The sequence below is a fragment of the Micromonospora sp. NBRC 110009 genome, assembly GCF_030518795.1.
Classification (GTDB): Bacteria; Actinomycetota; Actinomycetes; order Mycobacteriales; family Micromonosporaceae; genus Micromonospora.
The window spans coordinates 3,694,322-3,716,000 of sequence record NZ_CP130427.1; the positions used below are offsets into that span (position 1 = coordinate 3,694,322).

17 protein-coding genes and 1 pseudogene are annotated in these 21,679 nt (G+C 73.3%); 9 read left to right on the forward strand and 9 right to left on the reverse strand.

Annotation, left to right across the window (positions count from 1 at the left end; all coding sequences use genetic code 11):
* Nucleotides 1–21: 21 nt before the first annotated feature.
* Entirely contained in the window at nt 22–1,275 is a 1,254-nt protein-coding gene (locus tag Q2K19_RS17730) for a VOC family protein (protein ID WP_302762407.1), read from the reverse strand.
* A 144-nt stretch (nt 1,276–1,419) separates the two neighbouring features.
* Here Q2K19_RS17730 and ndk point away from each other — a divergent pair, with 144 nt between their 5' ends.
* Nucleotides 1,420–1,845: a nucleoside-diphosphate kinase gene (gene ndk / locus Q2K19_RS17735; protein WP_302762408.1), complete on the forward strand. Its 426-nt coding sequence runs from the start codon at nt 1,420–1,422 to the stop codon at nt 1,843–1,845.
* A gap of 54 nt (nt 1,846–1,899) precedes the next feature.
* Here the strand turns inward: ndk and sigJ are convergent, their stop codons facing one another.
* Both sigJ and Q2K19_RS17745 read right to left on the reverse strand, forming a co-directional pair.
* The gene (gene sigJ, locus Q2K19_RS17740) at nt 1,900–2,784 is read right to left on the reverse strand and encodes an RNA polymerase sigma factor SigJ (protein ID WP_302762409.1); all 885 of its coding nucleotides are present in this window, start codon (nt 2,782–2,784) and stop codon (nt 1,900–1,902) included.
* Nucleotides 2,781–3,221 (reverse strand): carboxymuconolactone decarboxylase family protein, encoded by a 441-nt coding sequence (locus Q2K19_RS17745; RefSeq protein WP_302762410.1) that lies wholly within the window; start codon nt 3,219–3,221, stop codon nt 2,781–2,783. Before Q2K19_RS17745 ends, sigJ begins: the two co-directional genes overlap by 4 nt.
* 168 nt (nt 3,222–3,389) lie before the next feature.
* On the opposite strand from Q2K19_RS17745, the pseudogene Q2K19_RS17750 reads away from it, so the two are divergent.
* Nucleotides 3,390–3,542, forward strand: a pseudogene (locus Q2K19_RS17750) (alkaline phosphatase D family protein); the annotation flags it as partial.
* Between the two features lie 46 nt (nt 3,543–3,588).
* On the opposite strand, the gene Q2K19_RS17755 reads toward Q2K19_RS17750, so the two are convergent.
* The 4 genes from Q2K19_RS17755 to Q2K19_RS17770 all read right to left on the reverse strand — a co-directional run bounded on the left by Q2K19_RS17755 (nt 3,589) and on the right by Q2K19_RS17770 (nt 7,319).
* The gene (locus tag Q2K19_RS17755) at nt 3,589–4,374 is read right to left on the reverse strand and encodes an ABC transporter permease (protein WP_302762411.1); all 786 of its coding nucleotides are present in this window, start codon (nt 4,372–4,374) and stop codon (nt 3,589–3,591) included.
* Nucleotides 4,375–4,384: 10 nt separating this feature from the next.
* On the reverse strand, nt 4,385–5,155 hold the full coding sequence (locus tag Q2K19_RS17760) for an ABC transporter permease (protein WP_302762412.1): 771 nt from the start codon (nt 5,153–5,155) through the stop codon (nt 4,385–4,387).
* Nucleotides 5,152–6,162 (reverse strand): ABC transporter ATP-binding protein, encoded by a 1,011-nt coding sequence (locus Q2K19_RS17765; protein ID WP_302762413.1) that lies wholly within the window; start codon nt 6,160–6,162, stop codon nt 5,152–5,154. Before Q2K19_RS17765 ends, Q2K19_RS17760 begins: the two co-directional genes overlap by 4 nt.
* 140 nt (nt 6,163–6,302) lie before the next feature.
* A complete protein-coding gene (locus Q2K19_RS17770; RefSeq protein WP_302762414.1) occupies nt 6,303–7,319 on the reverse strand; it encodes an ArsR family transcriptional regulator in 1,017 nt (338 codons plus the stop codon).
* 397 nt (nt 7,320–7,716) lie between these two features.
* On the opposite strand from Q2K19_RS17770, the gene ileS reads away from it, so the two are divergent.
* Nucleotides 7,717–10,863, forward strand: coding sequence for an isoleucine--tRNA ligase (gene ileS / locus Q2K19_RS17775; protein ID WP_302762415.1), 3,147 nt, complete (start codon nt 7,717–7,719; stop codon nt 10,861–10,863).
* 132 nt (nt 10,864–10,995) lie between these two features.
* Entirely contained in the window at nt 10,996–11,682 is a 687-nt protein-coding gene (locus Q2K19_RS17780; protein WP_302762416.1) for a lysophospholipid acyltransferase family protein, read from the forward strand.
* 27 nt (nt 11,683–11,709) lie between these two features.
* Here the strand turns inward: Q2K19_RS17780 and Q2K19_RS17785 are convergent, their stop codons facing one another.
* Both Q2K19_RS17785 and Q2K19_RS17790 read right to left on the reverse strand, forming a co-directional pair.
* On the reverse strand, nt 11,710–13,179 hold the full coding sequence (locus tag Q2K19_RS17785) for a cryptochrome/photolyase family protein (RefSeq protein ID WP_302762417.1): 1,470 nt from the start codon (nt 13,177–13,179) through the stop codon (nt 11,710–11,712).
* A gap of 82 nt (nt 13,180–13,261) precedes the next feature.
* Entirely contained in the window at nt 13,262–14,968 is a 1,707-nt protein-coding gene (locus Q2K19_RS17790) for a hypothetical protein (protein WP_302762418.1), read from the reverse strand.
* A 252-nt stretch (nt 14,969–15,220) separates the two neighbouring features.
* Between Q2K19_RS17790 and Q2K19_RS17795 the strand changes: the two genes are divergently transcribed.
* The 5 genes from Q2K19_RS17795 to Q2K19_RS17815 all read left to right on the forward strand — a co-directional run bounded on the left by Q2K19_RS17795 (nt 15,221) and on the right by Q2K19_RS17815 (nt 21,646).
* Nucleotides 15,221–17,206, forward strand: coding sequence for a TIGR03960 family B12-binding radical SAM protein (locus tag Q2K19_RS17795; protein WP_302762419.1), 1,986 nt, complete (start codon nt 15,221–15,223; stop codon nt 17,204–17,206).
* Nucleotides 17,207–17,385: 179 nt separating this feature from the next.
* Nucleotides 17,386–17,829 carry a hypothetical protein gene (locus Q2K19_RS17800; RefSeq protein ID WP_302762420.1) on the forward strand — a complete coding sequence of 148 codons (444 nt, stop codon included), beginning with the start codon at nt 17,386–17,388 and terminating at the stop codon, nt 17,827–17,829.
* 13 nt (nt 17,830–17,842) lie between these two features.
* Nucleotides 17,843–19,276, forward strand: a complete 1,434-nt coding sequence (locus Q2K19_RS17805; RefSeq protein ID WP_302762421.1) for a hypothetical protein — start codon at nt 17,843–17,845, stop codon at nt 19,274–19,276.
* Nucleotides 19,277–19,286: 10 nt separating this feature from the next.
* On the forward strand, nt 19,287–20,681 hold the full coding sequence (mycP, locus tag Q2K19_RS17810; RefSeq protein ID WP_302762422.1) for a type VII secretion-associated serine protease mycosin: 1,395 nt from the start codon (nt 19,287–19,289) through the stop codon (nt 20,679–20,681).
* A 245-nt stretch (nt 20,682–20,926) separates the two neighbouring features.
* Nucleotides 20,927–21,646: a TIGR03936 family radical SAM-associated protein gene (locus Q2K19_RS17815; protein WP_302772595.1), complete on the forward strand. Its 720-nt coding sequence runs from the start codon at nt 20,927–20,929 to the stop codon at nt 21,644–21,646.
* Nucleotides 21,647–21,679 lie beyond the last annotated feature (33 nt).

Sequence of the window (21,679 nt, forward strand, 5' to 3'; positions counted from 1 at the left end):
CGCCGCCGGCTCGCGGCGGGATCAGGCGTCGGCGAGGGTGCGCCACTGGGTGAGGGCCACTCCGTGCCCGTCCGGGTCGCGGAAGGCCGCCGCCCACACCTCCAGCTTGGTGCCCCGGTTGACCACCCGCGGGGCGTACGTGAACCGCACGCCGGAGTCGCGCAGCCGCTCGTAGGCGGCCTGGATGTCGTCGACCTCGAGGTTGACGTGGACCAGCCGGCGGCTCATCGGGGCGGCTCCGGTCACCTGGCGCAGCACCAGGCGGGTCGGCCCGGAGGCGAGGACCGCGTTGCCGGCGCCCCGGTCCAGCTCGTCGAAGCCGAGATCCCGGTAGAAGTCGCGGGACCGGTCCAGGTCGGTGACGAGCAGGGTGATGCCCACGCCGCTGATCGGGGTGGACACCCCGGACGGCCCGTCGCCGGCCGGCCCGAAGATGGCCTCGTCCAGCTCCTCGGCGGTGGGCGGCGCCTCGGCGGCCGGCTCGTCCAAGGGCACGTCGATCGGGTCGATCGGCACGGTCTCGAACCGTTCCTCGGCTGGCGGGCGCGGCACCGGGGTGGCCCGGCGAGGCAGCGTCCCGCCGGGCGTAGGCTCCACCACCTCGCCCTCCAGGACCTTCCCGCCACCCGGGCGCTGGTGCACCACCACCGGCTCCCGCTCCTCGGTGCGCACGACGTCGTCGAGGAGCGGGTCGGGCGCGGGCGGGAAGTCGTCGCGGAAGTCGTCCTCCGGGGCGCGGTCCGCCCACGGCGGGGCCTCCTGGACGATCAGCACCTCCTCGACCGACTCGGCACCGGCGTACTCCGGTGGGAGGTCGGCGACGGTGGCGGCGGTGGCGGCGGTCTCCGCGTGGGTCGGCACCTCGTCCCAGAGAACGCGGACGTGCCGCTGGTCGTCGAGGGCGACCCGGACCGGCAGGGCCTGGCCCAGCGACGGCCACTTGGCGACCGGGACCCGGGGCTCGATGATCTTCTTGGACCTCGGCGGCAGCCCGGGGGCGTCGATCACCAACTGCAGTTCGCAGCGGCCGAACGCGTACTGGGTGGGCGGCTCGGAGGCGCTGTGCACGTGGCCCAGGCCGACCACCCAGGTGCGCCCACCGCCGCGTACGGTGGCCAGGGCGATCGCCAGGACGAGCAGGGCGACGCCGAGCGCCACGATGGCCCAGCTCGTCATGCCCAGGCCGAACAGCGTGATGAACGTCGCCACGGTGCCCAGCACCGCACCGATCAGCTTGCGCACCGGCGCGATCGTTCGGTTCCCGCCATTCGCCACAGTGGACCTCCCAGGGATTCCAGGGCCAGGCTAGGCCGGAGCGGCGACCGAGGGAAAGAGCAGCCGCCGTCCCGGCGCCGGGACCGGGTCGCTAGGCTGACCGTACCCAGCCCGAGCCGCATCCGCGCACAGGAGGAACCCAGCGTGTCCAGCAGCAGCCCGGACGAGCGCACGCTCGTACTGATCAAGCCCGACGCGGTCCGCCGCGGTCTGGTGGGCGAGATCCTCGCCCGTTTCGAGCGCAAGGGCCTGCGGATCGACGCGCTGGTGTCCCGGACCATGGACGGCGACTTCGCCGACCAGCACTACGCCGAGCACGTGGACAAGCCGTTCTACCCGCCGCTGAAGGCGTTCATGACCGGCGGCCCGCTGGTGGCGCTGGTGCTCTCCGGCGACCAGGTGATCGAGGTCGTGCGCGGGATGATCGGCAGCACCGACGGCCGCAAGGCGGCCGCGGGCACCATCCGCGGCGACTTCTCCCTCTCCAACCGGGAGAACCTCGTGCACGCCTCCGACTCGGTGGACAGCGCCAAGCGGGAGATCGCGCTCTGGTTCCCCGAGCTGGGCTGACCTCCTCGTCGACGGCCCCGGTCCCCGGCGCGGGACCGGGGCCGTCGCGTGCGCTCAGCCGGTGACGCGGGTCAGCTTGTCGGGGTTGCCGACGACGTAGATGCCGGTGATCCGGCGGTCGACGGCGGTGACCGCCAGGGTGTAGTGGACGCCGGTCGGCAAGCGCAGCAGCAGCGCGGGGGCGCCGTTCAGCTCGACCGGGGTCACGGTTACGCCGGGCCGGCGCGGGCCGTAGACGCCGGTGAAGAACCGGGCGATCCGGTCCGCGCCGTGGAGCGGGTTGCGGGCCGCGCTCACCCGGCCGCCGCCGTCGGACCAGGCGGTGGCGTCGGCCGCGACCAGGTCGGTCAGCCGGGCCAGGTCACCGTCGCGGGCCGCGGCCAGGAAGGCGTCCAGCAGGCGCCGCTGCTCGGCCGGCCCGGCGGTGAAGCGCCGCCGGTCGTCGGCGAGCCGGGCGACCGCCCGGTGGTGCAGTTGGCGGCAGTCCGCCGCCGACCGGTCCAGCAGGTCGCCGATCTCGGCGTACGGCAGCGCGAAGGCGGTGTGCAGCACGTACACCGCGCGCTCCGGCGGGGTGAGCCGTTCCAGCAGGTGCAGCAGCGCGGTGGAGAGGGTGTCGCGCTGCTCGACGGTGTCCAGCGGCCCGAACGGCGACGGATCGGTGGGCACCTGCTCGGGCAGCCACGGCCCGACGTACGTCTCGCGAGCCGCCTGCCGGGCGCGCAGCCGGTCAATCGCCAGCCGGGTCACCACCCGGGACAGGTACCGGCGGGGCTCGGCGACCGTCTCCCGGTCGACGTCCAGCCAGCGCAGGTACGCCTCCTGGAGCACGTCCTCGGCGTCGTGCAGGCTGCCGAGCAGCCGGTAGGCCAGCCCGAGCAGCATCGGCCGGTGCGCTGTCAGCGCACCGGCCGCCTGCGCCGCCTCGGTGCCGCTCACACCTCGAGCGGCGGCTCGTTCCGGGTGCTGACCGAGAGCCGGTTCCATACGTTGATTGTGGCGATCGCGAGGAGCAGGTCGGCCAGTTCCTTCTCCGACCACACCTTCGCCGCCGCGTCCCACACGTCGTCCGGCACGCCGTGGTCGCCGAGGCGGGTGACCGCGTCGGTCAGCGCCAGCGCGGTCCGCTCCCGCTCGTCGAAGAAGGGCGCCTCCCGCCACGCGGCCACGGCGAAGAGCCGCCGGCTCGACTCGCCGGCGGCGAGGGCGTCGCGGCTGTGCATGTCCACGCAGTACGAGCAGCCGTTGAGCATCGACGCCCGCAGCTTCACCAGCTCCAGCACGGTGTGGTCGACGTTCGCCTGGACGTACTTCTCCAGCCCGAACACCGCCCGGTACGCCTCCGGCGCCACCGCAGCCATGTTGATCCGACTCATCCCGGCCTCCCTCGTGTCGTCCGTACGCGTAGACGACGGACCGGCGCGGCGCGGACGTGACGGACGGCGGCTGTGACGGTCGTCATGCCGGCCCACCGTCGACGAGTGGTCAGCCGGGGTTCCCCCGCCAGCCATCCGCGTCGCCGGTCCGCCTCAACTGTGCCCGCGTTCGTGCACGCCCCGCCGCGCGCGAACACCTCGCCCGCCGAGGGCTTCCAGCACTTCGGCGAGGTCGCCATCGACGGCGAGTCGGGTGACCTGACCGTGCACCTGCGCGACCGGTCCGACGTCGCCCTCTGGACCACCACCCTGACCGCCCCCACCCCCCTGACCCACCCCCCTCGCCCCCCACCTCCGGGGGTGGGGGTCACAGGGTGTCCAGGGAGGCGCGGCGGCGGGACTCGGCTTCGAAGAGCTTGAGGAGGGCGGCGGCGAGGATCGCGTAGCCGAAGCCGACGGCGGCCTCGGCGGCCAGTGCCGGGGCGGCCGCCGCGAAGCCGTCGCCGGCGGCCAGGTGGCGGGCCGCCCGGGCGGCGTGCGTGATCGGCAGCGCCTCGCCGACCGCCCGCATCCAGCCGGGCAGCCCGGCGGCGGGGACGTTGACCCCGGTGAGCAGGAGCAGCAGCGCCACCGAGACGTTGGAGACCACCCAGACGTCCCGGAAGCGCAGGCCCAGCGCGCCCAGGGTGAGGCCGAAGAAGCCGCAGGACAGCGCGGCCACCGCCAGCGTCGCCAGCAGCGCCGGCAGGGCGTCGACGGGCAGCCGCAGGCCCAGCAGCAGGGCGCCGGCGGTCAGCGTGGTCACCGCGATGAGCAGGCCGTTCCCGGCGTACGGGAGGACCCGGCCGAGGAAGACCGCGGTGCGGCTGCGCGGGGAGAGCAGCACGTGCCCGAGGGTGCCGAAGCGCCGCTCGTTGGCGACGGCCATGGTGCCGCCGAAGACGCAGGAGAGCGAGGCGGCGAGCACCGCGTTGCCGACGATGTAGAAGCGGTCGTCCGCGACCCCGAGCTGCCGCCCCAGGTACGCGAAGAAGAGCAGCTGGAAGATCGGACCCACCAGCAGCGAGCCGATGAACATCGCCGGCGTGGTCCAGTTGAACAGGGCCCGGTAGGCGATCACGCCGCCGGTGCCGATCAGCCGGAAGAGTGCCATCGTCGCCCCCTCAGGCCAGCGCGAGGGTCGCCGCGGCGCGGGCCCGTCGCTCGACGTAGGTCATCATCAGGGCGCCGGCGACCAGGCAGCCGAGGCTGATCGCCAGGCAGATGCCGAGGGACGGCCACACCGGGCCGCCGCTGGCCGCCTCGTGCACCGCCCGCGCGCCCCAGGTGGTGGGCAGCACGGCGGCGATCGGGCCGGTCCAGCCGGGCAGCACGGTGAGCGGCACCAGCATCCCGGAGACCAGCCAGATCGGGTACTCCAGCGTGTTGGTCAGCGCGTTGGCGTTGCGCATCAGCACGAACGTGGCGGCGAGCAGCAGGCCGAACATGCCCAGCCCGAGCACGCAGCCGGGGACCGCGACCAGGAAGAGCAGCGGGTGCGCGAAGTCCAGCGGCACGCCGTAGAGCAGCCGGCCCCAGAGCAGGGTGGCGAGCATGGCGTACGTGCCGGTGACGGCGGTGGCCAGGGTGATCGGCAGGATCATCAGCGCCGGCGGCCGGGGCGCCAGCATGATCATCTCCAGCGTGCCCTGCCAACGCTGGTTCTGGATGGCGCCGCCGGAGCCGAAGAGCACCGACGACCAGACCCCCATCAGCCCGGCGCCGACCGAGGCCTCCAGCAGCCGGCCCGGCTCGCCGCCGGCCCGGAACAGGTAGACCGCCAGGGTGGCCTGCACCACCGGCACGATCAGCGCGGTGGCGATCTCGAACGGGGAGCGGGTGAGCTGCTTGGTGTGCAGCAGCAGACCCACCCCGATCATGCGCAGCAGCCTCACCCGGCCACCGCCTCGAGCGGGCGGGACGGCACGGTGACCCGGTTGACGATCGTCACGTACGCGTCCTCCAGCGTGGGCTGCCGGGCGCTGACCCGGCCCAGCCGGACCCCGTCCAGCTCGCGCAGCACGTCCGCCTGCACGTCCACCCCCGCGTCGGACTGCACGGTCAGCACCTGCGCCGCGCCGGTCACGGTCACGCTCGCCTCGCGCACTCCGGGCAGGGCGTGGATCCGGGCGAGCTGGGCGTCTGTCACGCCGTACGCCTCGACCTCCAGCACCTGCCGCCCATCGGCGTGGTGGCGCAGCTCGGCGGGGGTGCCGAGGGCCTGGATGCGGCCGTCGGCGATCACCGCGATCCGGTCGCAGAGCTCGTCCGCCTCGGCCATGTAGTGGGTGGTCAGCAGCACGGTGGTGCCGGTGGCGGCCAGGTCGGCTACGGTCTGCCGCAGCTCCCGCGCGGCCACCGGGTCCACCCCGATCGACGGCTCGTCGAGGAAGAGCACCCGCGGCCGGTGCAGCAGGCCGCGGGCGATGTGCAGCCGCTGCCGCATGCCCCGGGAGTAGCCCTCCACCCGCTCGTGCTCCCGGCCGTCGAGCCGGACCAGCGCCAGCAGCTCGCCGATGCGCCGCTTCTGCTCCCGCCCCGGCACCCCGTACAGCTCGGCGAAGTAGCGCAGGTTGTCCAGGGCGGAGAGCCGGTCGTACAGGCCCCGGTCACCGCCGAAGACATACCCGATCCGCCGGCGTACCTCCCGGGTCTCGGCGACCACGTCGTGGCCGCAGATCCGGGCGGTGCCGGCGGTCGGGATGAGCAGCGTGTTCAGCAGCTTGATGGTGGTGGTCTTGCCGGCGCCGTTCGGTCCGAGCAGGCCGAACAGCTCCCCGTTGCCGACCGTCAGGTCGACGCCGCGGACCGCCTCCACCTCCCGGCGCTGGGGTCGTAACCATCCCGTTCGGCTGCGGTAGGTGCGCCGCAGCCCGGCCGCCTCGATCGCGTAATCGCTCATGCCGGCCCTCCGCTTCGCTCCGGGCCGTCATGAGGCTCCACCGCACTGAGCCGGATGATTCGCTCGCTTCGCTCGCTCATGGCCGCGAATCTAGGGACGGCCGGCGGGGTGGGGAAACGAATTCGGCGGTTGCCGAATCCTCAGGCGGAGGCGGCCGCCGGATCCGACCCGATCAGCGTGACCAGGGCCAAGCCGGCCGGCTCCAGGCCGTACAGCACCCGCCGGCCCACCCGGCGGCGGTGCACCACCCCGGCCGCGAGCAGCGCGGCGAGGTGTTCGGAGACGGTGCTCGGCGCGAGCCCGAGGGTGGCGGCGAGCCCAGCGGTGGTGGCCGGCCGGGCCAGCGCCCGCAGCACCTGGGCCCGGCCCCGGCCGACCAGGATCGCCAGGCGGTCGGTCCCGGGAACGTCCGCCGTCGGGGTGGGCCCGCCCTCGGCGAGCACGGCCGCCCCGCGGGCCTGGTAGGAGACCGCGACGATCTCCGGATGGTCGGTGGAACAGGCCAGCGCGCCCCGGGAGAAGATGAGCGGGATCAGCAGCAGCCGCTGATCCACCGCGCGGAAGCTCTGGTCCAGGGGTTTGACCAGGGTGAGCACCGGCTCTTCCCAGCGCACCCGCTCGTGCAGGTCGGCCAGGAGCGCGTCCGGGCCGTCGGCGGCGAGTGCCCGGGCCCGGTGCAGCACCTCCTCGTCCAGCGCCGCCCGCATGACCGGCCACCAGGGCGCGATGGCCGCGTCCCAGTACGCCTGGATGCCGCCGGCGAGCCGGTCCAGCGCGGCCTGCCGGTCGGTGACGAACGGGCGCAGCCAGTCCGGCAGGTCGTCGGGGTCGTGGTAGCGGGGGATCTGCTCGGCGATCACCTCGGCCGGGGTCGCGCGCAGCACGGCCAGCTCCTCGGCCAGGGTGGGGGCCGGCGACGGCGGGACCGGGGTGAGGAAGTCCGGTGCCCGGTCGTCGGCGGTGAGCAGCCGGGCCGGCGCCGTCTCCGGCACCTCGGCCAGCACCCGGCGGGCGTGCCGGGCCCAGCCGGTGTACGGCCAGGGCGCCTCCCCAGGGTGACGCTTCAGCACGTAGAGGCTGGTCATCACCTCCCAGAGCGGGCTGGTGGCGATCCGGGTGCGGGCCAGCGTGGGCTCGTCCAACTCGATCCGGATCACCCCGGCAGCCTAGCCGGGCGCGAGCTCCCCCGGTCCGGCCGCCGGCCCGGGTGTTAGGAGGGGACCCTTCCTATACCGGAAGCGATAACAGGGGGCCCTTCCTTTCCCCCAGATACTCGGGGGCGGGGGGCCGGGCCGGTCGAGTACCCTGGATCGCACACAGGCGACGACCCGGCCATCACCGGCGAGCCTCCGGAAGAACAGCCGGGTGACCGGCCCAGTAGAACCGGACGGGACCGGCCCGTCACAGCCGGCCAACGAGCGGGCGGTCGCACCTCGACCGCCAAGCGGGGTGGTACCGCGGGCCTGGCCCGGGGCGCCGGTGACGGCGTACCGGAACGGGTTCGTCCTCGCAGACCCACACGGACATGTGAGCTGCTGAGGAGAGCGACCCGCGATGGCCTATCCGTTGCACGACCCGACCGCCGGCGGCGTCCCGGCGAGCCCGGACCTGCCCGCGGTCGAGCGCCGGGTCCTGGAGCACTGGACGGCCGACAAGACCTTCGAGGCGTCGGTGGAGACCCGTCCCGCCGGGGAGGACGGGAAGAACGAGTTCGTCTTCTACGACGGCCCGCCGTTCGCCAACGGCCTGCCGCACTACGGCCACCTCTTCACGGGGTACGTCAAGGACGTGGTGCCGCGCTACCAGACGATGCGCGGCAAGCACGTCGAGCGCCGGTTCGGCTGGGACTGCCACGGCCTGCCCGCCGAGGTGGTGGCCGAGAAGCAGCTCGGCATCACCAGCAAGGCGGAGATCCTCGACCTCGGCGTGGCCCGGTTCAACGAGGCCTGCCGCACCTCGGTGCTGGAGTTCACCCAGGACTGGGAGCGGTACGTCACCCGGCAGGCCCGCTGGGTCGACTTCGCCAACGACTACAAGACGCTCGACCTGGACTACATGGAAAGCGTCATGTGGGCCTTCCGGACCCTGCACGACAAGGGTCTGGTCTACGAGGGCTTCCGGGTGCTGGCGTACTGCTGGCGGTGCGAGACCCCGCTGTCCAACACCGAGACCCGGATGGACGACGTCTACAAGGACCGGCACGACCCGACCCTGACGGTCTGGTTCGAGCTGACCCCGGACGAGAGCGCGGCGGAGCTCGTCCGCGGCCCGGTCCGGCTCGGCGTCTGGACCACCACGCCGTGGACGCTGCCGTCGAACCTGGCGCTCGCCGTCGGCCCGGACATCGAGTACGCGGTGCTGGAGCGCGACGGGCAGCGCCACGTCGTCGGCGCGGCGCGCCTCGGCGCGTACGCCAAGGATCTGGAGGGATACGAGCAGGTCGGCACGGTGTACGGCCGCGAGCTGGTCGGGCGCCGCTACACCCCGCTCTACGACTTCCTCGTCGACCAGGCCGGCGAGAACGCCTACCAGGTCCTCGGCGCGGACTTCGTCACCACCGAGGACGGCACCGGGATCGTCCACCTGGCCCCGGCCTTCGGCGAGGACGACCAGAACACCTGCAACGCGGCCGGCATCCCGACCGTGGTGACCGTGGACGACCACACCCGGTTCACTGCGCTCGTCCCGCCGTACCAGGGCGAGCAGGTATTCGACGTGAACAAGCCGGTGATCCGGGAGCTGAAGGAGCGGGGGGTGGTGCTCAAGCAGGACACCTACACCCACTCCTACCCGCACTGCTGGCGCTGCGACACCCCGCTGGTCTACAAGGCGGTGTCGTCGTGGTTCGTCGCAGTGACGCAGTTCAAGGACCGGATGGTCGAGCTGAACCAGCAGATCAACTGGACCCCGGGGCACATCAAGGACGGCTCGTTCGGCAAGTGGCTGGCCAACGCCCGGGACTGGTCGATCAGCCGGAACCGGTTCTGGGGCTCGCCGATCCCGGTGTGGAAGTCCGACGACCCGAACTACCCGCGCGTCGACGTGTACGGCTCCCTGGCCGACCTCGAGCGGGACTTCGGCGTACGCCTGACCGACCTGCACCGGCCGGCGGTGGACGACCTGGTCCGCCCCAACCCGGACGACCCGACCGGCAAGTCGATGATGCGCCGGGTGCCGGAGGTGCTGGACTGCTGGTTCGAGTCCGGCTCGATGCCGTTCGCCCAGGTGCACTACCCGTTCGAGAACCGCGAGTGGTTCGAGCACCACTACCCGGGCGACTTCATCGTCGAGTACATCGGACAGACGCGCGGCTGGTTCTACACCATGCACGTGCTGGCCACGGCGCTGTTCGACCGGCCGGCGTTCCGCAACTGCCTGAGCCACGGCATCCTGCTCGGCTCCGACGGGCGCAAGATGTCCAAGAGCCTGCGCAACTACCCGGACGTCTACCACGTCTTCGACGCGTACGGCTCGGACGCGATGCGCTGGATGCTGATGTCCTCGCCGGTGCTGCGCGGCGGCGACATGGCGGTCACCGAGACGCTCATCCGGGACGCGGTGCGTCAGGTGCTGCTGCCGCTCTGGAACGTCTGGTACTTCTTCTCGCTCTACGCCAACGCCGACTCCTACACGGCGAAGCGTCGCACCGACTCGACGCACCTGCTCGACCGGTACGTGCTGGCGAAGACGAACGAGCTGGTGTCGACGGTCCAGGGGCAGCTCGACGCGTACGACATCTCGGGCGCGTGCGCCAGCGTGCGGTCCTACCTGGATGCGCTCACCAACTGGTACGTGCGCCGGTCGCGGGACCGGTTCTGGGCGGGCGACGCCGACGCGTTCGACACGCTCTGGACCGTGCTGGAGACGCTCTGCCGGGTGGTGGCACCCCTGGCGCCGCTGACCGCCGAGGAGATCTGGCGCGGGCTCACCGGCCAGCGGTCGGTGCACCTGACCGACTTCCCGTCCGCCGAGGAGTTCCCGGCCGACCACGAGCTGGTCGCCGCCATGGACAACGTCCGGGCGGTCGCCTCGGCGGCGCTGTCGCTGCGCAAGGCCAAGGGCCTGCGGGTGCGGCTGCCGCTGTCGAAGCTGACCGTGGCCTCGCCGGTCGCCGCCCAGCTGCGGCCCTTCGCCGACCTGGTCGCCGACGAGGTCAACGTGAAGGAGGTCGTCTTCACCGACGAGGTGTCGGCGTACTGCCAGCAGGTGCTGACCGTGGTGCCCCGGGCGCTCGGCCCGCGGGTCGGCAAGGCGGTCCAGCAGGTGATCAAGGCGGTCAAGGCGGGGGAGTGGGAGCTGGTCGAGGGCGCCCCGGTCGCGGCCGGGGTCACGCTGGCCGAGGGCGAGTACGAGCTGCGCCTGGTCGCCGCCGACGCCGAGCACTCCGCGCCGCTGCCCGGCGGCGAGGGAGTGGTCGTGCTGGACACCGAGGTCACCCCGGAGCTGGCCGCCGAGGGGCTGGCCCGGGACGTGGTCCGGGTGGTGCAGCAGGCCCGCCGGGACGCCGACCTGGACGTCTCGGACCGGATCGTGGTCGCGCTCTCGGCCTCGGAGGAGGTGCGTGCGGCGGTGGCCGCGTACACCGACTTCGTGGCGCGGGAGGTGCTCGCCGACACGATCGACTTCGTCGAGGGGGTCGAGGGCTTCGCCGGCGAGGCCGGCGAGGGCGAGCGGGTGACGGTGGCCGTCCGGCGGGTATGACCTACTGACGGTGGTCCGGCGGCGGGTGTCGCCGCCGGGCCACCAGGCGGGCGGCCCACCACCCCGTCGGGCCGGCGGGGAACCGTCCGCTACCGTGACAGCGCCTGTTCACGTACGACTGCCGGAGGACCCGTGCCGCTGCTCTACACCATCGGCAAGCTCGCCGTGGCACCCACGATCCGGTTGGCCTTCCGTCCGACCGTGGAGGGGTTGGAGCACATCCCGGCGACGGGCGGGGCGATCTTCGCGGGCAACCACCTTTCCGTCGCCGACGAGCTGCTTCTCGGCACGGTGGTGCCGCGCCACCTGGCGTTCTGGGCCAAGTCGGAGTACTTCACGGGCACCGGGGTGAAGGGCGCGTTCTCCAAGTTCGTGCTCACCGGGCTGGGCGCGATTCCGGTCGCGCGGGCCGGCGGACGGGCGGCGCTGTCCGCGTTCGACGCCGCCATCCCGGTGCTCAAGGCCGGTGACCTGGTCGCCGTCTACCCCGAGGGGACCCGCTCGCCGGACGGGCGGCTCTACCGGGGGCGGACCGGGGCGGCCCGGCTCGCGGTGGCGGCCGGTGTGCCGATCATCCCGGTCGGCGTGACCGGCACCGACAAGGCGCAGCCCATCGGGACGCGGGTGCCCCGGCCCGGCAAGGCCAAGATCAGCATCCGGTTCGGCAAGCCGCTGGACGTCACCGGCCGGTCCGACGACCGCACCTCGCTGCGCGAGATCACCGACGAGCTGATGGCCGAGATCCAGAAGCTCACCGGCCAGGAGTACGTCCCCCGCTACGCCCCCAAGCGCGTCGAGCCCACCGCCGACCCCACCTGACCCGCGTCCACTCCTTGATCCGCAGGATCAGGGTGGGTCGCTGCCGCGCTGCTTCTCCTGCGCCACCACCGCGTCCAGGTCGCTGAGGCGCTCCAGCTGCTTCAGGGCGCGGGCCATCCGGGCGTTGGCCGGGATGCGAGGGCGGTTGGTGGACAGGAACGCCCAGTAGCCGGCGGTGAACGGGCAGGCCTTCTCGCCCAGCCGCTTCCTCGGGTCGTACCGGCAGCCGCCGCAGTAGTCGCTCATCCGGTTGATGTACGCGCCCCCGGAGACGTACGGCTTCGTGGTCATCCGGCCCAGGTCGGCGTACTGGCTCATGCCGATCACGTTGCCGGTCATCACCCACTCGTAGCCGTCCACGAAGCGGGTGTGGAACCACTCCACCAGCTCGGCGGGGCGCCAGCCGCGCTGCAAAGCGTAGTTGCCGAGCACCATCAGCCGGGGAATGTGGTGCACCCAGCCCCGGTCCCGGACGCCGCCGAGCACGTCCGACAGGCAGTGCGCGTCGACCGCGTCCGCGTCCAGGTCGTGCCACCAGTCCGGCAGCGACCGCCGGGCGGCCAGCTCGTTGCTGGTGCGCCAGTTCGGCTCGAAGTACCAGTAGGTGTGCCAGATGAAGTCCCGCCAGCCCATCACCTGCCGGATGAAGCCCTCCACGCTGGCCAGCGGCGCCCCGCCCCGCCGGTACGCCTGCTCGGCGCCGCGGACCGCCTCCGCCGGGTCCAGCAGGCCCAGGTTGAACGCGGCGGAGAGCATGCTGTGCGCCAGCCACGGATCGGTGGAGAGCATCGCGTCCTCGTACGGGCCGAACGCGGCGAGCCGGTGCCGGAGGAAGTGCCGCAGCCGGGCCGTCGCCTCCTTCGCGGTGGCGGGAAACCGGCGGGGGCCGTCCCGGCCGGCGAACCGGATCCCCTGCCGCTCCCAGCGGTCCAGGTCGGCCCGGACCTCCGCGTCGATGTCGTCCTCCTTCGGCATCGCCGGGGCGGCCACGTCGAGCTTCCCGCCCTTCGGCGCCGGCTCGCGGTTCTCGGTGTCGAAGCTCCACCGGCCACCCACCGGGTCGCCGCCCTGCATGAGCACCCCGTGGTGCTCCCGGGCGAACCGGTAGAACGCCTCCATCCGCAGCGCGCCCCGGCGCCCGTCGGCCCAGTCGGCGAAGTCCGCCAGGCTGGTCACGTATCCCCGGGCCGGCAGCACGGTGACCCGGTCCAGGTCGCGGACGAAGGCCAGGGCCCGGCGCGACGTCGGGTGGCAGACCTCCAGCGGCTCGCGAACCTGTTGCAGCGCCTGCCGGTACGTCTCGGCGCGCAGGAAGATCGCCTGATCGCCCAGCTCGGCGGCGCGGTGCCGCAGCGCGGAGAGGATCAGGTGGGCCTTCTGCCGGTGGTAGACGCGGCGCCGGAAGACCGCCTTCGACTCGATCAGCAGGACCGGTTGCTTCCGGTCGTCGAGGAAGTGCGGCCCCAGCTGGTCGGCAAACAGCCAACGCCGCGACATGCCCCAATTGTCACCGGCCCGTCCGATGTGTGCCGGTAGAAACTGGCGCTTTACGTGTTCGATACATTGCGAAACGTGACGGTCAGGACTGCTTTGCGGTCACCACCTGCTGCCGAAGCTGGTCCAGCAGGCGACCGCTGTCGTCCAGGGACAGCCGGGTGAACACGCCGGTCGCCAGGCTGCCGTGGTCGACCGAGGTGCAGACCACCACGCCGTCGCCGTCCGCCCGGCCCACCGCGCAGCGCTCGTAGCGGCCCCGGACACCGGTCTCCACCGGTACGGCGGCCTCCAGCGCGTACTCCTCCCGCAAGCGGGCGATCTCGGCGTCGGCGTCCGCCTCCGGGGTCAGCCGGAACCCGGTGCCGCCGAACAGGGCCACGCGCTTGCCGTCGTCCGTGCCGTAGATCCCGGCGAAGGTGTCCTCGGCGAGCAGGTGCGCCTGGGCCACCTCGTTCTTCAGCCTCTCGGCGGCCGCCTGGCTGCGCTCGTCCTCCCGCAGTCGCAGCCCGGACATCCGGTCGGGCAGGGCCGCGCTCGCCGGGTACTGGGCGGAGAGCGGCTGGGCCCACCACAGCGGCACCCCGCAGCAGCAGGCGAGGGTCAGCAGCAGCACCCACGGCCAGCGGCGCCGGCGGCGCACCGGCACCGCCACGTACCCCTTGGGTGGCTGGAAGCCCGGCGGCGTGGTGACCGGCGGCGCGGTCTGCCGGCGGCGCTGCTTCGGCGGCTTGGCCGGCGCGGGCGGTGCCGGCCGGGGCGGCGGGACCGGGACGGGCCGCGGCGGGGACACCGGCGCCGGTGGCGGCGGCGACACGGGGCGGGCCGCGATCGGCGGGTGCGCGGCCGGCGGTGGGCTGACCGGCGGCGCCGGGTAGGGCCGCGTGTGCGGCGGCGCCGGGTAGTCGAGCGTCGGCGGGAGCGCCGGGAAGTCGGCCGAGTGCAGGTCCCAGCCGGTGGTGTCCACGCCCTCCCAGGGGTCGACCGGGATCTGGTGCTCCGGCGAGTCGAGCGGCGGCAGCGGGGTGGGCTCGGCGGACTCGCCCCAGGAGCGCTTGCGCGGCGGCGGGGGCGGGACCGGCGCGGAGCCGCTCCACCTGGGCGCGGACGGCTCCGGTCGGGTCTCGACCCGGGTGGGGTCGGGGCGGCCCGGGGCCGGGGTGGTCCCGGCCGGGCGGGTGGATGCGGGCACGGCGGCGGATCCCCGGGCCGGGCTCACCGGCGCGACCGGAGTGACGTCGACACCCGCCGTGGCGTCCGGCGGCGCGGCGGGCGTGGCGGGGCGTCGGGCGTCCGGTTCGCCGGTCGACTTGTCGGGTTCGTCGGTCGCCCGGGTGGCTTCGGCCGGGAACTTGTCGGGTTCGGGGGTCAACGGGTTGGCTTCGGGATTCGACGGGTCTGCCTCGGCGGTGGACTTGTCGGGGGAGGCCACCGCAGGCGACGTCGGGTCCCCGGCGTCCGGCGTGGTCGCGGTCGGAGGCTCGGCTGCTGTCTCGGGCGCCGTCCGGCTCCCGGCTTCCTCGGCGGTCGTCGCGGTCGCAGGCACCGGGGACCCCGGCGCCGGGTCCGGGGTGGTCGCGGTCTCGGCGTCGCCCGTGGTGCTCGACGGCTCGGCGCCCGAGGTCGGGGCGTCCGGCGGGGTCGGAGCCCCGGCTTCCGACGCGGCGGCGGGCGCCGGGGCGTGGCCCGGAGACGCTGCGGGCGGATCGGTGACCGCCGGGTCGCGGTCCTGGCCGGTGGCCGGGATGCTCCCGTCGGCCGGCCGGTCCGCCCCCGGCTGCGGCTGCGACATCGCGGCTTTCTCCTCTCGCGCCCGTTGCGAGGTTAGTACCGCCCCGCCACCACCGACCAACCCGCCAGCCCCGCCCACCCCGCACCCGCCACCCACTACGTCGATCAAGAAGGTTGGGTCGCCGTCGGCCCCGATCCCGACCGAAACCTCTTGATCGCCGGGCTCGGGGGGTGGGCAGCCAGGGAGGGGGTGGGGGCCGGGGCCTGCGGTGCGGGGTGGTGAGCGGCGGAGCACCGCGTACGCTTGGGCATCATGAGTGCCCCGTCCACGACGCCGCGCCCGGTCGCGGCCAATTCTGTCTGGCCCCGGCTGGAGCCGCTGCTGCCCCAGGTGACCAAGCCCATCCAGTACGTCGGTGGTGAGCTGGGTGCGGTGGTCAAGGACTGGGACGGGGTGACCGTCCGGTGGGCGCTGATGTACCCGGACGCGTACGAGGTCGGCCTGCCCAACCAGGGCGTGCAGATCTTGTACGAGGTGCTCAACGAGCTGCCCGACGTGCTGGCCGAGCGGACGTACGCGGTCTGGCCGGACCTGGAGAAGCTGATGCGCGCCCACGGCGTGCCGCAGTTCACCGTCGACGCGCACCGCCCGGTGCGTGACTTCGACGTGTTCGGCGTCTCCTTCTCCACCGAGCTGGGCTACACGAACCTGCTCACCGCGATCGACCTGGCCGGCATCCCGCTGCTCGCCGCCGACCGCACCGACGCCGACCCGGTGATCGTGGCCGGCGGGCACGCCGCGTTCAACCCGGAGCCGATCGCCGACTTCGTCGACGCCGCCGTGCTCGGCGACGGCGAGGAGGCGGTGCTGGAGATCACTGCGATCGTCCGGGACTGGAAGAACGAGGGCTGCCCGGGCGGCCGGGACGAGCTGCTGCTGCGGCTGGCCCGCACCGAGAGCGTCTACGTGCCGCGCTTCTACGACGTGGACTACCTGCCCGACGGCCGGATCCAGCGGGTGGTGCCGAACCGCCCCGACGTGCCGTTCCGGGTGCACAAGCGCACGACCATGGACCTGGACGCCTGGCCGTACCCGAAGAAGCCCCTGGTGCCGCTGGCCGAGACGGTCCACGAGCGGTACGCGGTGGAGATCTTCCGCGGCTGCACCCGCGGCTGCCGGTTCTGCCAGGCCGGCATGATCACCCGGCCGGTGCGGGAGCGCTCGATCACCACCGTCGGCCAGATGGTGCAGCAGGGGCTGGAGTTCTCCGGCTTCCACGAGGTGGGCCTGCTGTCGCTGTCGTCGGCCGACCACTCGGAGATCGGCGACATGTGCTCCGGCCTCGCCGAGCAGTACGAGGGCACCAACGTGTCGCTCTCCCTGCCGTCGACCCGGGTGGACGCGTTCAACATCGACCTGGCCCAGGAGTTGTCCCGCAACGGCCGGCGGACCGGCCTGACCTTCGCCCCCGAGGGCGGGTCGGAGCGGATCCGCAAGGTGATCAACAAGATGGTGTCGAAGGAAGACCTCATCCGCACCGTGGTCACCGCGTACACCAACGGCTGGCGGCAGGTGAAGCTGTACTTCATGTGCGGCCTTCCCACCGAGACCGACGAGGACGTCCTCGAGATCGCGGACATGGCGCACGAGGTCATCAAGGCCGGCCGGGCGGCGACCGGATCCAGGGACATCCGCTGCACGGTCTCCATCGGCGGGTTCGTGCCGAAGCCGCACACTCCGTTCCAGTGGGCCTCCATGGCACGGCCGGAGGTCATCGACGCGCGGCTCAAGCTGCTCAAGCAGGCCATCAACGCGGACCGTTCGCTCGGCCGGGCGATCGGCTTCCGCTACCACGACGGCGAGCCCTCGTTGATCGAGGGGCTGCTCTCCCGGGGCGACCGTCGGGTCGGCGCGGTGATCCGCAAGGTGTGGGAGAACGGCGGCCGGTTCGACGGCTGGAGCGAGCACTTCTCCTACCAGCGCTGGGTGGACGCGGCGGCCGAGATGCTGCCGACCTTCGGGGTGGACCTGGACTGGTTCACCACCCGGGAGCGCGACGAACTGGAGGTCCTGCCCTGGGACCACCTCGACTCGGGCCTGGACAAGGACTGGCTCTGGCAGGACTGGCAGGACTCCCTGTCCGAGTACGAGCAGGACGACTGTCGCTGGACGCCCTGCTTCGACTGCGGTGTCTGCCCGGCCATGGACACCGAGATCCAGATCGGCCCGACCGGCCAGAAGCTGCTGCCGTTGACCCCGGTCAACGGGCTGAAGCTGCCGACCGGCGCGCAGCGGTAACGCCACCGACGCCTCCGGAGCGCGGGAACCCCAGCGGGTTCCCGCGCTCCGTCGTTTCCGGGGCGGGTTCCGCCGCCGGCGTCCCATGACGCGGGGCGGGGGTGCCTCGACTGGCCGTCACTCGATACGCTGCGTCCGTATTGGACCGACCGGCGGGTCGGCAGCGGGGAGGCAGCAGCATGGGTGACATCACGCCGCCGGACACCGGCGATCTGCACGTCAGCGTCGAGGATCTGGACGCCGCGGCGGACTACGTCGAGCGTTTGAAGCAGTATGTCGACGACACCATCAGCTACGAGATGGAACGCATCAAGGAGCGGATGAAGGGCGACAGCAACAACGCGCAGACCGTGCCGAACGGCACGCCCTTCGGGGCGTACGAGGACGCGCGCATGCAGTGGCAGGCGCTGACCCGGTCGACGGCCAACATGGAGGCCCACCTGAAGGCGGTCTCCCAGAAGCTCGCCGGGCTCAAGCAGGGCACCGAGGACATCGCCAAGGCGTTCCGGGACGTCGAGGCGCGCAACGCCGCCAACGGCAAGCAGATCGAGCGGATGCTCGAGTCCGCCACGCCGCCGCCGAGCACGGGCGATCACCCGCCCACCTACCCGTACACGGCCTGAGGGGGAGACGGTCATGGCAGGAGGAACCTGGGAGCGGTGCGTCCGTGAGGTGACGCTGTCGGCGGATCCGGAGACGGTCGGCTCGGTCGGCGTCGGGTGGAACAACCTCTCCACGGGCCTGGGGCACCTGCGGGATTCGCTGGTCGGGCGGTCGTTCGTCGGCCCGATCGCGCCCGGCAAGGAGCGCCCGCACGTCGGCGGCCTCACCGACATGCTCGCCGGCTGGAAGGGCAGCGGTGGCGACGCGTACCGGGAGCACCTGGGTGAGATCGGCAAGGACATCGAGGAGCTGATCACCCACGCGACCAACGTCAGCGGCGCCCTGTCGCGGATCGAGGGCGACATCCGCAAGTCGGTCGCCAGCATCCCGATCCCGCTGATGGACGACTTCGGCTGGAACGAGTGGAGCCTGCCCAACGGCACCGAACTCGACGACGCCCGCGACGGCGAGAGCGCATCCGGCTTCCTGGCCGCGCTGCGCAAGGACTACCAGAGCAACCCCGCGTCGTACGCCGACGGGGCGTTCCGCGACAAGGCCGACGACCTCGAAGCGACCATGAAGGTCGACGGCAACGCCGAGGACCACAAGCGGGGCGGCTGGTGGGACACCAAGTCCCACCTGGACAACTGGTACCGGGACAACCAGACGGCGGCCAACTCCGCCATGTCGCCGCTGCCCACCGCGGTGGAGACCGAGCGGCCCAAGCTGGTCGTACCGAGCCCGGACGGCAAGGACATGAGCGACGGCTACCGGCCGGACGACCGCACCCCACCGTCCGGGTACCCCGGCGGCGGGGGTGGCGGCGGCATCGGCGGCGGAGGCGGCGGAGGCGGCGCCCCCAACCTCGGCAGCACGGGCATCGGCGGTGGCGCCGGCTCGTACGGCGGCGGCCCCTCGTCCATCGCGCCGCCGTCCACCGGCGGCAACTTCGGCAGCGGCGGCCACGGCGGCGCCGGTTCCTACACCCCGCCGGCCGCCGGTGCCCCCGGCAGCGGTGGACACGACTACGGCAGCGGCCTGGCCGGTGCCGGTACCCCCACGATCGGCAGCGGGTACAGCGGCGGCCCCGGCCTCGGCGGCTCGCCCGGGCTCGGCGGTGGGGGCGGCCTCAGCAGCGGGATCGGCGGCGGTGTCGGGTCGGCCGGCGGCATCGGCGGTGGCGGCCTCGGCGCGGCCGGTGGCATCGGGATGGGTGGCATCCCCGGCATGGTCGGCGGGGGAAACGGCAAGGTGCCGCCGATGACCAGCGCGGCCAGCGCCCTGCGCAACGCGACCGGCGCCGGGCAGGGTGGCCTGCGCGGGGCCGGAATGATGGGCGGCGGCATGATGGGCGGGCACGGCGGCGCCGGGCACGGCGGCACCGGCACCGAGCACTCGTCGTGGTTGACTGAGGACGACGATCCGTGGGGTACCGGTGACGCCGCGTCCCCGGGCATCCTGCGATGAGGACGGACGGATGAGGTTGAACGTCGGCGGGCTCCGGCCGGTCGTGGCCGCCCTGGTGGCCGGCCTCCTGGTGCTGGGGGCGGCCCAACCGGCGGCCGCCGCGCCCCGCCGGGCCGAGCAGTGGTACCTGGACGAACTTCGCATCGACCAGGTGCACAAGGTCGCCACCGGTCGGGGCGTGCTGGTCGCGGTGGTGGACACCGGGGTCGACGGCAGCCACCCGGACATCGCCGGCCGGCTCGTGCCCGGGGGCCGCACCGACGGCCGCAGCGGGGACGGCCGGACCGATCCGGACGGCCACGGCACGCACATGGCCGGCATCATCGCCGCCACCGACGCCGCCCGGGACGGGGTGGTGGGCATCGCCCCGGCCGCGAAGATCCTGCCCATCGGCATCTCCGTCGAGAAGCGGGGCGGTGTCACCGAAGCGGCGTCCGCCGCCGGCATCCGGCTGGCCGCCGACCGCGGCGCGAAGGTGATCAACCTGTCCTACGGCAGCATGGGCGCCGCCTCGGACGAAGAGGTGCAGGCGATCCAGTACGCGCTGCAACGGGACGCCGTGGTGGTGGCCGCCGCCGGCAACACCGACCGGGGCGACAGTGCGGTGAACAACCCGGCCAACCTCCCCGGCGTGATCGCGGTGACCGGCACGACCAGGGGCGGCGCCTTCTGGTCCGGCTCCGTGGAGGGCCCGGAGGCTGTGGTCGCCGCCCCCGGGGACAGCATCTACAACATCGGCCCGGACCACGGCTACGGCTGGGGTGACGGCACCTCCGACGCCACCGCGATCGTGTCCGGGGTCGCGGCGCTGATCCGGTCGAAGTACCCGGACCTCGACGCGCCGAACGTGATCAACCGGATCATCCGGACCGCCCGGGACGCCGGTCCGGCCGGCCGTGACCCGCAGTACGGCTACGGCCGGATCAACCCGGTCGCCGCGCTGACCGCGAACGTGCCCACGGTCTCCGCGAACCCGCTCCTCGAGCCGAAGGCGGCCAGCCCGGCCCCGCCCCGGGCGGGCGAGGACGACGACTTCGATGTGACCCAGTACGGCGACCGGGGCGGCCCGACCGACCAGCAGGTCATGATCATCGGCGTCGGCATCGCCGTGGTACTGGTGATCCTGCTGGCGCTGGCGATCTTCCTGGTCTGGAACCGGCGTCGGTCCCGCCGGGACGCGGCCCGGGCGGCCGACATCCCGGACGAGGTGCTCGACCGGATGACCGACGGCGGGCACCCGGTCCCGGCCGGCTACGGCCCGCCGGGCGCGCCGCCCGTACCGGGTGCCGGGCCCGCTCCGGGCGGTGGTTACCCGCCGCCGGGACCGGGCGGTTACGCCCCGCCCACCGGCTACGCGCCCCCACCGGGTGCGCCGCCCGCCCCGCCGGGCGGGAATCGGTCCTGATCGTCGTGGCCGGCCGGGTGACCTGTGTGTCGCCGGCCGGCCACCGGCATCTCCGGGGCGGGTGCGAAGGTCCCCGCCGACCGGTTTCGACCGACTTTTCGGGTCGCCGCGACGGCCCCGGCTGCGTACCGCCCGGGGTGCTGCGCCACTATGGGTCGGACATACAGGTAGCACCCGAGGAGCTCACGATCGCCAGAAAGCCTCAACCCGAGGGCGGCCAGGCACCGGTCGTCCAGCGGGTCCGGATCCGGTACGCCAAGCGTGGACCGCTCCGGTTCACCTCACACCGGGACTTCGCCCGGGCCTTCGAGCGCGCGCTGCGCCGGGCCGGCGCACCGATCGCCTTCTCCCAGGGCTTCACCCCGCACCCGAAGATCTCGTACGCCTCCGCCGCGCCGACCGGGGTCGCCAGCGAGGCCGAGTATCTGGAGATCGGCCTGCGCGAGCCGGTCGACCCCGAGCAGCTGCGGCTGGCCCTGGACGCCGCGCTCTCGCCCGGGCTGGACGTGCTCGAGGCCGTGGAGGCCACCGGCGGCAGCCTGGCCGACCGGATCGAGGCGTCCCGCTGGCGCATCGAGCTGCCCGAGGTCGACCCGGACCTGGCCGAGCAGGCGGTGGCCGCGTTCCGCGCCGCCGAGGAGATCCAGGTCGAGCGGATGACCAAGCAGGGCCGGCGCACCTTCGACGCCCGGGCCGCCGTGATCGCCATCAATGTGGTGCCCCCGTCGGAGACGCCTTCCGGGGCTGCGGCCGTACCGTGTGCGATACTCGAACTGGTCGTGCGGCAGGTCACCCCGTCCGTACGGCCCGATGACGTCCTTTCCGGCCTCCGCGCGGTGGCCGCCCTGGAGCCGCCGGTCGCTCCGAAGGTGATCCGGCTGGCGCAGGGCACGTTGACCGCGCAGGGCGAGATCGTCGATCCGTTGGATGCGGATCGCGACGGGGCAGCCATCGGAGAGCACTGACCGACGGTCAGCGCTCTGGCAGGCAGACTTCGG